14 protein-coding genes are annotated in these 13,721 nt (G+C 59.5%); 6 read left to right on the forward strand and 8 right to left on the reverse strand.

What is annotated here, in order from left to right; translation table 11 throughout:
* The first annotated feature begins 166 nt into the window (after window positions 1–166).
* Entirely contained in the window at window positions 167–1,351 is a 1,185-nt protein-coding gene (gene cfaB, locus SOP95_RS14000; protein ID WP_274073761.1) for a C17 cyclopropane fatty acid synthase CfaB, read from the forward strand.
* Here cfaB and cls read toward each other — a convergent pair.
* A complete protein-coding gene (cls, locus tag SOP95_RS14005) occupies window positions 1,348–2,787 on the reverse strand; it encodes a cardiolipin synthase (protein ID WP_274073760.1) in 1,440 nt (479 codons plus the stop codon). The two genes, cfaB and cls, sit on opposite strands and share 4 nt — an antisense overlap.
* Before the next feature lie 132 nt (window positions 2,788–2,919).
* On the opposite strand from cls, the gene SOP95_RS14010 reads away from it, so the two are divergent.
* Window positions 2,920–3,441: a DUF3617 domain-containing protein gene (locus tag SOP95_RS14010; RefSeq protein ID WP_323607383.1), complete on the forward strand. Its 522-nt coding sequence runs from the start codon at window positions 2,920–2,922 to the stop codon at window positions 3,439–3,441.
* A gap of 57 nt (window positions 3,442–3,498) precedes the next feature.
* On the opposite strand, the gene SOP95_RS14015 is transcribed toward SOP95_RS14010, so the two are convergent.
* Together SOP95_RS14015 and folE2 are read right to left on the reverse strand one after the other, a co-directional pair.
* Window positions 3,499–4,398: a His/Gly/Thr/Pro-type tRNA ligase C-terminal domain-containing protein gene (locus SOP95_RS14015; RefSeq protein WP_274073758.1), complete on the reverse strand. Its 900-nt coding sequence runs from the start codon at window positions 4,396–4,398 to the stop codon at window positions 3,499–3,501.
* Window positions 4,399–4,591: 193 nt separating this feature from the next.
* Window positions 4,592–5,488 (reverse strand): GTP cyclohydrolase FolE2, encoded by an 897-nt coding sequence (gene folE2, locus SOP95_RS14020; protein ID WP_323607407.1) that lies wholly within the window; start codon window positions 5,486–5,488, stop codon window positions 4,592–4,594.
* 95 nt (window positions 5,489–5,583) lie between these two features.
* Here folE2 and zigA point away from each other — a divergent pair, with 95 nt between their 5' ends.
* Window positions 5,584–6,789: a zinc metallochaperone GTPase ZigA gene (gene zigA, locus SOP95_RS14025; RefSeq protein WP_323607384.1), complete on the forward strand. Its 1,206-nt coding sequence runs from the start codon at window positions 5,584–5,586 to the stop codon at window positions 6,787–6,789.
* Window positions 6,790–6,792: 3 nt separating this feature from the next.
* On the opposite strand, the gene SOP95_RS14030 is transcribed toward zigA, so the two are convergent.
* Window positions 6,793–7,149 (reverse strand): NADH:ubiquinone oxidoreductase, encoded by a 357-nt coding sequence (locus SOP95_RS14030; protein WP_274073756.1) that lies wholly within the window; start codon window positions 7,147–7,149, stop codon window positions 6,793–6,795.
* 26 nt (window positions 7,150–7,175) lie between these two features.
* On the opposite strand from SOP95_RS14030, the gene SOP95_RS14035 reads away from it, so the two are divergent.
* Entirely contained in the window at window positions 7,176–8,141 is a 966-nt protein-coding gene (locus SOP95_RS14035) for a CobW family GTP-binding protein (protein WP_323607385.1), read from the forward strand.
* A gap of 56 nt (window positions 8,142–8,197) precedes the next feature.
* Here SOP95_RS14035 and SOP95_RS14040 read toward each other — a convergent pair whose 3' ends face one another.
* Window positions 8,198–8,611, reverse strand: coding sequence for a DUF3301 domain-containing protein (locus SOP95_RS14040; RefSeq protein ID WP_323607386.1), 414 nt, complete (start codon window positions 8,609–8,611; stop codon window positions 8,198–8,200).
* Between the two features lie 120 nt (window positions 8,612–8,731).
* Between SOP95_RS14040 and pdxY the strand changes: the two genes are divergently transcribed.
* Window positions 8,732–9,604: a pyridoxal kinase PdxY gene (gene pdxY / locus SOP95_RS14045; RefSeq protein ID WP_274073753.1), complete on the forward strand. Its 873-nt coding sequence runs from the start codon at window positions 8,732–8,734 to the stop codon at window positions 9,602–9,604.
* A gap of 43 nt (window positions 9,605–9,647) precedes the next feature.
* Here the strand turns inward: pdxY and SOP95_RS14050 are convergent, their stop codons facing one another.
* Complete coding sequence (locus tag SOP95_RS14050) at window positions 9,648–10,130, reverse strand: acyl-CoA thioesterase (RefSeq protein ID WP_020797950.1); 483 nt, start codon at window positions 10,128–10,130, stop codon at window positions 9,648–9,650.
* A gap of 239 nt (window positions 10,131–10,369) precedes the next feature.
* Between SOP95_RS14050 and SOP95_RS14055 the strand changes: the two genes are divergently transcribed.
* Complete coding sequence (locus SOP95_RS14055; protein WP_274073752.1) at window positions 10,370–12,133, forward strand: cation:proton antiporter; 1,764 nt, start codon at window positions 10,370–10,372, stop codon at window positions 12,131–12,133.
* 18 nt (window positions 12,134–12,151) lie between these two features.
* Here SOP95_RS14055 and SOP95_RS14060 read toward each other — a convergent pair whose 3' ends face one another.
* Together SOP95_RS14060 and SOP95_RS14065 are read right to left on the reverse strand one after the other, a co-directional pair.
* Window positions 12,152–12,559, reverse strand: coding sequence for an SMI1/KNR4 family protein (locus SOP95_RS14060; protein WP_003187120.1), 408 nt, complete (start codon window positions 12,557–12,559; stop codon window positions 12,152–12,154).
* A 138-nt stretch (window positions 12,560–12,697) separates the two neighbouring features.
* Window positions 12,698–13,579, reverse strand: coding sequence for a Tim44 domain-containing protein (locus SOP95_RS14065; RefSeq protein ID WP_274073751.1), 882 nt, complete (start codon window positions 13,577–13,579; stop codon window positions 12,698–12,700).
* Window positions 13,580–13,721: the final 142 nt, after the last annotated feature.

The raw sequence follows: 13,721 nt of genomic DNA on the forward strand, positions 1-13,721 counted from the left end.
TTCAGAACTGTACGCCGGATTTGCAGTCACTTTAGGTGAGAGCGGTCATTTCTGTGAATTCAGGCCAGTCTTGGACTCATAGGGGACCGCTATCCAATCGATAGCCAGCTATTTTTCAAGGATGGACTAATCTCACAGCAGACGTCTGAAACAAGGGGGATTTTCCATGCTCGCGCAACTTCCACCGGCCTTACAGAATCTGCAGTTACCGTTACGCCTGCGACTCTGGGACGGCCACGAATTCAATCTGGGGCCGACGCCCAGTGTCACAATTGTGGTCAAGGACCCACAAATGGTGTCCCAGTTCACCCACCCTAGCCTGGACGCGCTCGGGGCGGCGTTCGTCGAGGGCAAACTCGAGCTGGAAGGTTCCATCAGTGACGTGATCCGCGTCTGTGATGAGTGGAGTCATGCATTGCTCGGTGATCTCGACAGCCAGCCTGTGCGCACCGCCCACGACAAGGAGACGGATGCCAAGGCGATTTCCTACCACTACGACCTGTCCAACGCGTTTTATCAGCTGTGGCTCGACAGCGACATGGCCTATTCCTGCGCCTATTTCGAGACCGGCAGCGAAACCCTTGAGCAAGCCCAGCAAGCAAAATTCCGCCACCTGTGTCGCAAGTTGCGGCTGCAACCTGGCGAGTATTTGCTGGATGTCGGTTGCGGGTGGGGCGGGTTGGCGCGGTATGCGGCTCGTGAATTCGGTGCGAAAGTTTTCGGGATTACCCTCAGTAAAGCGCAACTGGACCTGGCACGTGAGCGTGTTAAAGAGGAAGGCCTGGAGGACCTGGTCGAGCTGCAGTTACTCGACTACCGCGACCTGCCTCAGGACGGGCGCTTCGACAAGGTGGTCAGCGTCGGCATGTTCGAACACGTCGGTCATGCGAACTTGGCCGAGTACTGCAAAACCCTGTTCGGCGCGGTGAAAGAGGGCGGCCTGGTGATGAACCACGGGATCACCGCCAAGCACACCGATGGGCGTCCCGTTGGGCGCGGTGCGGGTGAGTTCATCGAGAAATACGTGTTCCCCAACGGCGAGCTGCCGCACCTGTCGATGATCTCTGCCGAGATCAGTGAAGCAGGGCTGGAAATCGTCGACGTCGAGAGTTTGCGCCTGCATTACGCGCGGACCCTGGATCACTGGAGCGAACACCTGGAAGACAACCTTGAGGCCGCTTCGAAACTGGTGCCTGATCAAGCCTTGCGTATCTGGCGCCTGTACCTGGCCGGCTGTGCCTACGCCTTCGCCCGTGGCTGGATCAACCTGCACCAGATTCTCGCGGTGAAGGCCCACGCCGATGGCAGCCATGAGCTGCCGTGGACGCGAGACGATATCTACAATCCCTAGAGGATGGGTGAAATAAGCCGGGCGACCCGCATGCCGACCTGCTGCAAGCGGCGGGTCTCCCGGCCTTCATCCTTGGCGATTTCGTGTGCCAGGTCGAAGTCGTCATTGAGCATCTGCTCCACCTGTGCGGCAAACGCCCTGTCGACCGTCAGCAGCATCACTTCGAAATTCAAGCGAAACGAACGGTTGTCCATGTTGGCGCTGCCAATGGCGCTGATTTCACTGTCGATCAGCACCACTTTCTGATGCAGGAACCCGGGTTCGTAGCGGAACACCCGCACACCCGCGCGCACGGCTTCGAAGGCATAGAGGCTGGAAGCGGCGTAGACGATGCGGTGGTCGGGCCGCGACGGCAGCAGGAGCCGCACATCGACGCCGCGCAAGACCGCCAGGCGCAACGCCGCGAGGACCGCTTCGTCGGGGATGAAATAAGGGCTGGTGATCCACACGCGTTCGGTCGCTGCATGGATCGCTTCGACGAAGAACAGCGAGCAGGTTTCGTAGGCGTCCGCCGGGCCGCTGGCGAGCATTTGGCAAAGCACTCCGTCGTCCGGATACACCTCCGGGAGAATCAGCTGTGGTAATTCCCGGGCCGCCCAGAACCAGTCTTCGGCGAAGGACTCCTGCATGCAGGCCACCACCGGCCCCCGTACCTGCACATGGGTATCGCGCCACGGTGCCAGGGGTGGTTTCTCGCCCATGTATTCGTCGCCTACGTTGTGGCCACCGACAAAGCCAAGAATGCCGTCGACGACCACGATCTTGCGGTGGTTGCGAAAGTTGACCTGGAAGCGATTGAGCCAGCCGCTGCGGGTGGCGAAGGCTTTGACCGCAACGCCGCCATCGCGCAGCGACTGGACATAACCATGGGGCAGGGAGTGGCTGCCGATACGGTCGTAGAGCAGGTAAATCGACACGCCTTCGCTGGCTTTTTGCAGCAGCAGGTCGCGCAGGCGTCGGCCCAGGCGGTCATCGTGGATGATGAAGAACTGGACCAACACAGCTTCTCTGGCCTGGCTGATGGCGTGGAAAATCGCCTCGAAGGTCGCCTGGCCATTGATCAGCAAGTGCACTTCATTGTTTGCCAGGCAGGGCATGCGTCCCAGCTTCGGCATCGCCCTTAGCGATGCGTAGGCGCTGGAAGCGCGGGCGGTGAGGGCTTCCTCCACCCATGGCCGCCAGTTGAGTTCAGAGACAGCCTTGCGCATCTCCTCGTTGGCTTGGCGCCGTGCCTTGATATAAGCGTCGAAGGAGCTGCGGCCGAATACCAGATAGGGGATGAGTGTCAGGTAGGGCATGAACAACAATGACAAAGCCCAGGCAATCGAGCCTTGGGCGGTGCGGACGGTCAATACGGCGTGGATTGCCGCAATCAAGCCCAATGAGTGCAACAGGGCGATGACGTAGCCAAAAACATGCGGTCCAAAATAATCCATGGGGGCAGCCTTGCTCCTGAAGATTCAATGCTTAACAGACCATGTTCCGTGCAGAATGTCGCTATTTAATTGGCCCATGAACCGAAGCCCGCCGGCGACGTCTAACGGCCACTACTGATCAGGAGTTACTCGATGAACGTTCGTCTGCTGGGTTTGGCCATGGCATTTGGTTTGGTACTTCCTGTGGCGGCTCAGGCGCAGATGCTGCAGCCAGGTTTGTGGGAATTGACCTCGAGCAACATGAAAGTCGATGACCAGAACCTGCCGGATTTGCAACTGATCCTTGGCCAGATTCAAAGCCAGATGACCCCTGAACAGCGCGCGCAGCTGGAGAAACAGGGCATCACCATGGGCGGCAAAGGGATTCGGGCGTGCCTGACGCCAGAGCAGGTCAAGAGCGACAACATTCCCCTGACCGACCCGCAATCGGGCTGCACCCAGCAAATCACCGAGCGCACCGGTAACCAGTGGAAGTTCCGTTTCAGCTGCCCGAAAGCCCAGGGCACGGGTGTTGCCACGTTCCTCAGCGATCGCGAGTTCACCACCAAGGTCAATGGTACGTTCAACGCCACCGGCATCCAGCAGAAGGGTAGCCTCGATACCCGCGCGGTCTGGTTGGGTCAGGACTGCGGGACTGTGAAGCCACGGGCCTAAACGTTATCGGGCAAGCCTGGCCTTGTAGGAGCGAGGCTTGCCCGCGAAGACGTTCGTTCAGGCACCAGCAATTCCCGGCTGACCCAGCCACTCACACACTGCCTCAACCTTCATCCTGCCAAAATCCTCCCCGTTGCGATTGCGCACGCTGACATACCCGCCAGCCCTTTCCTTTTCACCGACCACCACCAGGTACGGCACCGTCTGACTGTGATGGCGAATCTTGTGGCGAACCTTTTCGTTACGCAGATCCGCCAGGGCACGCACGCCACTGCGGCGCAAACGTTCGGTCACTGCGTGGGCATAGCTTGTCTGACGGTCATCCATGCTGACCACCACCACATGGGCCGGCAGGCGCCAATGCTGCAACTCCTGGTGACTGGACCAACAGGTGCCATAGATGCGTTGCTGCAAGGTGCCGTTGATGTGATCGAGGGCAAAGGCCTGCAGGACCCTGGTGGTCGGGACATGCGGGCCGCTGGTCAAATAGTCGGAGTCGCCGAGGCGGTACAGCGACAGATTGGGGGAAGACGGGGAGTGGCTCTGACTGCGGCGGATCGAATGGTTGGTCGCTGCCAATGATTGCATGCGCGCTTCGATCAGCGGCAGATCAGTGCTCATCATTGGGCGCTCGACACTGAACTCGCAAAAGAACCCGTCACCCAGCGCCGAGCCGGTGCGCAATTGAGCATGGGCGTGCAGTTGCTTGACCGCCATTGCCAGCATCAGCGAACAGGAGCGCCGGAGGATCTCCAGTCCATCGGGTTCCTGCGGCGTCACGATGCTGACCCGGGCACTGGCCCGGATCATGAATTCACAGTCCACCAACAGGCCGTCCACCCGGCCCGCTACCGCAGCGTTGGCCAGCCCGGGGCCAATACTTGCGGCAACCTCATGCACGGACAGCGGTTGATCGTATTCACGCATTGAACCATCGGGCAAGGTGATCTGGATCATGATTGTTGTTCTCGAATGCTTCGATCACATGCGTAGCGGATAAACCTTAGATCCATCCCCGGTCGCTGTCATCTAGACGTTTGTCGTGTCCATTCGAAACTCGTGCTGCAGGGCCCTTGTAGTCGCGTACCAGACCGATATGGGTATACACCACGTTCACGGTAAATACCTTAAAGAAACGCCCCTGAACGCATCAGGCGGCCTCCCAGTTCCAGCGGCTTTCGGCGACGGCATCGTGGGCATGCAGACTTTCAGCATGGATGACCCGTATCTGGAAGCCGCGGATGCCGGGTGAGCGTTTCAGGGCCAGGTTCAAGCGCCGAGCGGCATCTTCGCAGAACATCAGGTTCTGTCCGTTTGCCAAGGCGAATGCCTGCTCATCAGCGCGCTTGACGGCGGTTTGTACGGCGGTGCCGAGGGCTGCTTCGGCGTCGTTGATGACTGCGATCAGTGGCAGCTCATCCAGATACTCGTGCAGACGCAGACTCAATTGCGCCGTGCTGCGTTGGCTGTGGGGTGTCGCGACGATGCCTTCGGCGGAGCCGAGCCAAGCCAGTACCTCGGTGCGATGCAAAGCCCGACCAGCAAAGTCATCGACGAATTGCTGTTGAATCAGTTGTCGGGATAGCGCGGCTGAACAAGGGCATGTTGAGGAATAAGGCAGGGCTATTTTTAGTTCCACGTGGAACATCGCGTTTTTCAAACGTGCTTCTATGCTCACGGGATAGCTTTTCCAGCCAGCCAATGGACTGATGAGTGCCGGTCTTTTCAACAGCAGATCGGTGTGAATGTTCAGGTAAGCGCTGTTGGACAGACCTTCGTGACTGTTCAGGAAGCTGCGCAAAACTCGCCGCAGCAGATCCGGCGAGAGCGTTTCGTGCTCAAGCATTTCCAGCGCCAGGTACAGCCGCGACATGTGAATACCCCGAGCCTCGCCATTATCGAGGCTCACTCCAGCATCAGCCGTTGCAGACAATAGTTTGCCATCGAGTAAAACAGGAAGTGCAATGCCACACATGCCCACCCACTCCAGTGGCAGGGCTTGGCGTGAGGCCTGCGCGGCGATGTCCGGCAGAGTCAGCGCGTTCATGGGGTCGATCCATCGTTGAAGTGTTAATGTAATGTTATATGATAACATTCGAGCAGCGATAGATTTTTTATGAATGGCCCTGTGAGGAACACCTGATGCCCAATCGCCTTCCCGTGACAGTCCTGTCGGGCTTTTTAGGTGCTGGAAAAAGTACACTTCTTAATTACATATTACGTAATAGAGATGGCCTGAGAGTCGCCGTTATCGTCAACGACATGAGTGAAATCAACATAGACGGTAGCGAGGTCCAGCGCGATGTCAGTCTCAATCGTGCAGAAGAGAAGCTCGTGGAAATGAGCAACGGCTGCATCTGTTGCACGTTGCGCGAAGACTTGCTGGAGGAGGTTGGCGCACTCGCCCGAGACGGTCGTTTCGATTACCTGTTGATCGAATCCACCGGCATTTCAGAACCGCTGCCCGTGGCGGAGACCTTCACTTTCCGTGACGAAAACGGCCAGAGCCTCTCCGACATCGCCCGGCTCGACACCATGGTCACCGTGGTCGATGGCATGAATTTCCTGCTCGACTTCCAGGCCGCCGAAAGCCTGGCTTCCCGTGGCGAGACACTGGGCGAGGGGGATGAGCGCGCGATCACCGAGCTGTTGATCGAGCAGGTCGAGTTCGCCGACGTCATCCTGATCAGCAAGATCGACTTGATCAGCCGCCGTGAACGCGAGGAGTTGATGGCGATCCTCGAACGGCTCAACGCGCAGGCACAGATCATCCCCATGGTCATGGGCGAAGTGCCCCTGGAGAAGATCCTCGATACCGGTTGCTTCAACTTCGAGAGGGCGGCGCAAGCGCCGGGCTGGTTGCAGGAGTTGCGCGGCGAACATGTGCCTGAAACCGACGAATACGGCATCGCGTCCTTTGCCTATCGCTCGCGTCGTCCCTTCCATCCGCAGCGGTTCTTCAACTTCATCAACGGTCCATGGCTCAATGGCCGGCTACTGCGCTCCAAGGGCTTCTTCTGGCTGGCAAGCAAACACAAGGAGGCCGGCAGCTGGTCCCAGGCCGGCGGGATGATGCGTTATGGTTTTGCCGGGCGTTGGTGGCGTTTCGTGCCGAAGGAGCAGTGGCCACAGGACCCGGAAAGCAGCGCCGCCATCCTGAAGAACTGGGAAGCTGCCAGCGGCGATTGCCGGCAGGAACTGGTGTTCATCGGCCAGAACATCGATTTCGTACTACTCAACGCAGAGCTCGACGACTGCCTGCTGAACGATGAGGAAATGCTGCTGGACGCAGAGGGTTGGGGCTTGTTGCCTGATCCGTTCGGCCCTTGGCATGAAGACGCCGCCTGATCCTCAAGGCTTGAGCCAGGTTCCCTGGCTCCGGGTTTCGCAAAACGGCTTCAAGTACGCCGCATCCGTGGCAACGCCGTAATAGTGAATATCCTGCCGGTAGGGCATATTGGCGACTTGGGCGTTGCTGCACACACCGAACGCCCCACCAGGGCAATGGTCGACGTACTGCACCTCGACTTTCTGCCCTGCAAGGTTTGGCTGGCAGAATCCGTCGGCGAAGAGTTTTTCTGGAATATTGCGGTTCTGCTGGCAGACTTTCACGTCGAGCCGTTCCGCCTGACTGTGGACCACGCACGCCTGGGCCAGCGCCTCGCTGCCATTGAGCGCCAGCAGCAACGACCATCCTATCCACCGCATCCTGACCTCCTCAGACACCTTCGACCATGTTGCAGAACATACCCACCCATGTCATCGCCGGGCCATTGGGCGCCGGCAAGACCAGCCTGATCAAGCACCTGCTGGCACAACGTCCCGCTGGCGAGCGCTGGGCGGTGTTGATCAACGAGTTCGGTCAGATCGGTATCGATGCCGCGTTGTTGACCCGTGATGCCGATGGTATCGCACTGGGTGAAGTGGCCGGGGGCTGTTTATGTTGCGTCAACGGTGCGCCGTTTCAGGTCGGTCTCGGCCGTTTGCTGCGCAAGGCGCGACCGGATCGACTGTTCATCGAGCCGTCCGGGCTGGGGCACCCGGCGCAGTTGCTCAGGCAGTTGCGCGAAGCGCCGTGGCAAGGTGTCCTGAGCGTTCAACCCTGTGTTCTGGTACTGGACGCCCAGGCGCTTGCCGCGGGCAAGCCGCTACCGGCGGCACAACAGGACGCGCTGGAGAGTGCCGGCCTGTTGTTGATGAACAAGTCGGAACACCTTGATGAGATCGCTCGTCAGCAACTCGCCGCGCAATTGCCGAGGCGCCCGTTGTACTGGACGCACCAGGCGGCCATGCCTTTGAGCCAATTGCCGGGGCTGGACGCTCGGGCGGTGGCGGGTGTGGATAACTTCGTGACGCCCAAGGGGCTGGCACAGTTGCCAGCGATCTGGACAGATCCGGCGCTGCCGATTTGCCTGAGCCAGGAGCAGGAGGGCGGGTGGAGCATTGGCTGGCGCTGGCATCCGAGCCAGGCGTTCGACACTGACAGGATCTCTCGGTGGCTCGTTGGCCTTGAATGGCGGCGCGCCAAGTTGGTTATCCACAGCGCCGGGGGGTGGGTGTCGGCGAATGCGTTGGATAACGCGGTGCTGGAATGGAGAAGTAGTGAATGGCGGCAGGATTCGCGGATTGAGCTTATTTTCAGTGAGTTGCAGGATGTTGAGGTGCTGCAAAAAGGTCTGGACGGGTGTCGGTTGGGGTGAAGATCAAAAGATTGCAGCCTGCGGCAGCTCCTACAGGGATCGTGGGATCTGTTGATTCAAGGCCGCCACTTGGTGTGTTCCTGACGCCACTGGCTCAGCTCGATCACCTCGGCACGTGGCTTGACCACGTCCACCACCGTGGAAGTGTCGTCGAATGGCACGGGATAAGGCGCCAGCTCGATCTGTGCGCTGTGTGGGCCGAACTGGGTGATGGTACCGTTGTGGCGGGTTTCGCCGGTCACGGTAAATTCGAAGTTGTACACTCGGGCCAAACGTCGCCGACCATTGGCGTCCTTGATGAACGCGATTTTTTTCAAGGCCACGTTGCCATCCAGCAGCTCGATCCCGAGCTTGGCGCAATGCTGCTTGACCCGCTCCAGTGCGTGTTCGCGCAAGCCATGATTGTGCCACAGCCAGGCCCCCGCGGTGGCGAACAGCATCAGCACTAAAATATTTCCAAGGGTCAGCATCAACAGGGTGCTCCAACAAGATAGTGTCAGCTTAACTGTGTCGCCGGTCTGTCGTACAGGCTGCGTTTAGTCGCATACTGCGCGGCTCGAATTTCAATCGTTTTACGGATAACTCACCGCATGAAACGTACGCCCCATCTGCTCGCTATCCAGTCCCACGTGGTGTTCGGTCACGCCGGCAACAGTGCCGCGGTTTTCCCGATGCAGCGGGTCGGGGTGAATGTCTGGCCGCTCAATACCGTGCAGTTCTCCAATCACACCCAATATGGCCAGTGGGCCGGTGACGTGCTGGCGCCGCACCAGATTCCCGATCTGGTCGAAGGTATCGCGGCCATTGGCGAGCTGGGAAATTGCGATGCGGTGCTGTCCGGTTATCTCGGCAGTGCGGCCCAGGGCAGGGCGATACTGACGGGGCTGGAGCGAATCAAATCGATCAACCCCAAGGCGCTGTACCTGTGTGACCCGGTGATGGGTCATCCGGAGAAGGGCTGCAGCGTACCGGCGGAAGTCAGCGATTTCCTGCTGGAGGAGGCCGCCAGCGTGGCCGACTTCATGTGCCCCAATCAACTGGAGCTCGACAGTTTCTCGGGGCGCAAGCCGCAGTCACTGTTCGACTGCCTGGCGATGGCGCGTGCGCTCCTGGCACGTGGGCCGAAGGCGGTACTGGTCAAGCACCTGGACTACCCGGGCAAAAAGGCCGATGTCTTCGAGATGTTGCTGGTGACGGCCGAAGGCAGCTGGCATCTGCAGCGTCCGCTGCTGGCGTTTCCGCGTCAGCCGGTGGGTGTTGGCGACCTGACGTCCGGATTGTTCCTGGCTCGCGTCCTGTTGGGCGACAGCCTGGTGGCGGCGTTTGAATTCGCCGCGTCGGCGGTGCATGAGGTGTTGCTGGAAACCCAGGCCAGCGCCAGTTATGAACTGGAGCTGGTTCGGGCGCAGGACCGGATCGCCCATCCGCGGGTGCGGTTCGAGGCGACTCCGATCAGTTTGTAACCGCGTTGCGGCAAAAAGATCGCAGCCTGCGATCTTTGTTGCTTCAGGCGTCGCCCTTGATTTCCTGATAACGCTTTTCCAGCTCCTGACGAATCTGGCGACGTTGCTGGGCCTGCATGTAACGGCGCTTGTCTTCACTGTTTACAGGTTGCAGCGGTGGCACCGGGGCGGGTTTGCGCTGGTCATCCACCGCGACCATGGTGAAGAAGCAGCTGTTGGTATGGCGTACCGAGCGCTCACGGATATTCTCGGTCACCACCTTGATGCCCACCTCCATGGAGGTGTTGCCGGTGTAGTTGACCGATGCAAGGAAGGTCACCAGTTCACCGACATGGATCGGCTCTCGGAAAATCACCTGGTCCACCGACAGGGTCACCACGTAGCGGCCGGCATAACGGCTGGCGCAGGCGTAGGCCACTTCGTCGAGGTACTTGAGCAGGGTGCCGCCGTGCACGTTGCCAGAGAAATTGGCCATGTCGGGGGTCATCAATACTGTCATCGACAGTTGGGCGTTTCCGGGTTCCATAGCGTTCTCACGGGTCAAGGCAAGGTTTGAGGGACGCACCTCTGCGGGCGCTTCAGCGGTTTTTTCAAACCAACAGATATCGGGACGCCGCGCGGGCGACCGCCGTCACGCCCAATCGATCTGTTTCCATATATTGCACCGCCTTTGCACCCGTAGTCGCGGTGTTACCCTGCAAAAGCCCAGACCAAAGGGAAAAGTCCTACACGAAAAGCGCCATGTCACCCAAGGAGCCCCACGCCATGCATGCCATCAGTTTTATTCAGGATCTGGCAGTGATCATGTTGGTTGCGGGCGTGGTGACCGTGCTTTTCCATCGTTTCAAGCAACCGGTGGTGCTGGGTTACATCGTGGCGGGCTTCATCATTGGCCCGCACACGCCGCCGTTCGGCCTGATCCACGACGAAGAAACCATCAAGACCCTGGCTGAGCTGGGGGTGATTTTCCTGATGTTCTGCCTGGGCCTGGAGTTCAGCCTGCGCAAGCTGTTCAAGGTCGGTGCCACGGCGTTTATCGCGGCGTTCCTGGAAATCGTCCTGATGATCTGGATCGGCTACGAAATCGGCCGCTGGTTCGATTGGAACACAATGGACTCGCTGTTCCTCGGGGCGATCCTGGCCATTTCCTCGACCACCATCATCGTCAAGGCGCTCAATGACCTGAAGATGAAAAACCAGCGTTTTGCGCAGTTGATATTCGGCGTACTGATCGTCGAAGACATCCTGGGCATCGGCATCATCGCCTTGCTGTCGAGCATCGCGGTCAGCGGCACGGTCAGTTCGGGCGAGGTATTCTCCACCGTCGGCAAGCTGTCGCTGTTCATGATCGTCGCGCTGGTCATCGGCATCCTGCTGGTGCCGCGCCTGCTGGCCTATGTGGCCAAATTCGAAAGCAATGAAATGCTGCTGATCACCGTGCTGGGCCTGTGTTTTGGCTTCTGCCTGCTGGTGGTCAAGCTTGAGTACAGCATGGTGCTCGGTGCGTTCCTGATTGGCGCGATCATGGCTGAGTCGCGGCAGTTGCTGAAAATCGAGCGCCTGATCGAACCGGTTCGCGACCTGTTCAGTGCGATTTTTTTCGTCGCCATCGGCCTGATGCTCGACCCGAAGATCCTGCTGCAATACGCCTGGCCCATTGCCGTGATCACCCTGGCGGTGGTGCTCGGCAAGATGCTGTCCTGCGGCATTGGCGCCTTTATCGCCGGCAACGACGGACGGACCTCACTGCGCGTCGGCATGGGTCTGTCACAGATTGGCGAATTTTCTTTCATCATCGCTTCGCTGGGCATGACCCTGCAGGTCACCAGTAACTTCCTCTATCCGGTGGCCGTGGCGGTTTCAGTGCTCACGACGTTAATGACGCCGTACCTGATCCGGGCAGCAGACCCGCTGTCGATCAAGCTGGCGGCCGTGATGCCGCAGCGCCTGGGCCGCGTATTGGGCATGTATGGCGAATGGCTGCGCAGCATCCAGCCGCAAGGCCAGGGGGCATTGCTGGCCTCGATGATTCGGCGGATCTTGCTGCAGGTGGGGGTCAACCTCGCGCTGGTCATCGCGATCTTCTTTTCCGGCGCGTACTTCGCCGAAGGCATATCCACTTACCTGCAAGGCTGGATCGGCGACCCGAGCTGGCAGAAAGCGTTGATCTGGGGCGGGGCACTGCTGCTGTCGCTGCCATTCCTGATTGCCGCGTATCGCAAGCTCAAGGCATTGTCGATGTTGCTGGCGGAAATGGGCGTCAAACCGGAGATGGCGGGCCGTCACACGCAGCGAGTGCGCCGGGTGATCTCCGAAGTGATCCCGATCCTCTCGCTGCTGGTGATTTTCCTGCTGTTGGCAGCCTTGTCGGCCAGTATTCTGCCGACCAACAAGTTGCTGGTCCTGATCGCCGTGGTCGCGGCCGCCGTAGCGGCGCTGCTGTGGCGCTGGTTCATCCGCGTGCACACGCGGATGCAGGTGGCCTTGCTCGATACCCTGGAAAACCACAAGGATTCGCCGGGGCATTGACCAGGTGGGGCGAAGGACTCAGCTTTCCAGCCAGACGTCCCGCGCCCAGTGCCATACCGATTCCCAGGTCTCTTCGGCGATCAGCTCTTCTTCGGCCTGCCAAAGCACCACGGTGCCGTCTTCTTCGACGCAGTAGTAGTCGTCGCCATCCTGGCAGATCGGGATCAGGCTGCGATCGACGCCTGCATCCCAGGCGTTGGCGGCAACGTCCGGCAGGTAGGTGTGGGATTGCGGGTCAGTCACGGTGACTGGTTCCAGGCTGCCATAGACCACGTCGCTGACGGTCAGCAGGAATTCTCTGAAGACGAATGGAATGTCGATGAACAATTGTTCTTCGATCTCGACCAGCAGATCTTCGTCGGGCAACTCCAAGGGGACCGGTACCGGTTCGTTGGCTTCACGCAGTTGTTCGATGATTTCTTCCACGTCCGGGATCCTCTTGCATGTATGGCGCGGTTTATATGGGGCGGTTTATACAGTAGCTCGCTATAGATGCAACCGCGAAATAGAAAACCCCAGCCGAGGCTGGGGTTTTTATTACAGCAAGTGAAGCGCGGAGGGGAATCAGCCGTTCTGGCGGATACCGGCCACCAGCCAAGGCTGGTTTTCGCCCTGTGCACGTTCCATGTTCCAGCTTTCGCTGAACACTTCGCCCTGGTCGAAACGCGAGGTTTTCGACACGCCGCTGAAGGTCAGGGTGGCGATGGTCTTGTCGGCGCGATCATCCACGCCGTCCAGTTGCACAACGAGGTTATCGATGTAGGTGGACTGGAAGCCGTCACCCAGGTCGGCGCGTTCGCGCTTGAGGAACTCCAGCATCTGCGGGGTCACGAACTCGGAGATCTTGTCCATTTCGTTGGCGTCCCAGTGCTGCTGCAGGGACTGGAAGTGGTTACGGGCCGCTTCAATGAAGTTCTTCTCATTGAACCAGGCTGGCGCATTGATTACCGGACGAGCGGCAACCGGTGCAGCCGAACCGCCGAAGATCGAACCACCAGCAGGTTTCTGTTCGAAGGCTTCACGCTGCATCGGCGGGGCATAGCCAGCCGGAGCCATGTGCGCCTGCTGCTTGCGACGACGAGCGGCGATGAAGCGGAAGACCAGGAACGCGATGACCGCCATGATCAGGATGTCGAAGATCTGCATGCCCTGGAAACCGTCGCCCATGAACATGGAAGCCAGCAGGCCACCGGCGGCGATACCGGCCAGAGGGCCGAGCCAGCGCGAAGCGCCACCGGCCTTGGCGGCGGCGCCAGCGGCACCGGCTGCACCAGCGGTCGCAGCTGCGCCGCCCATGCCTGGAGAAGAAGGAGCCATCTGGCTGGTTTGATGTGTCGGCGCAGCGCCTGCGCTTTTGCCACCACCAAAGCGCTTGGCGGCATTGGCGTCGAGGCTCATCGTCAGGCCGATGCACAACGCCATGGCGATGCTAAGAAAACGTTTCATATAGGGAATTCCCATTTGTGGAAGGCACGCGCGCCATGTTGCACAGCTGAAGTGTTACTGGCTAGCGGCAGAGTGTTTCGGGCTTTTGCCTGACAGGTTGCATTCAGCTTCAATCAGCGCAATAGGGCCTGTTAACTTTGGT

This window comes from Pseudomonas sp. YuFO8, from assembly GCF_035065025.1.
GTDB lineage: Bacteria > Pseudomonadota > Gammaproteobacteria > Pseudomonadales > Pseudomonadaceae > Aquipseudomonas > Aquipseudomonas putida_AE.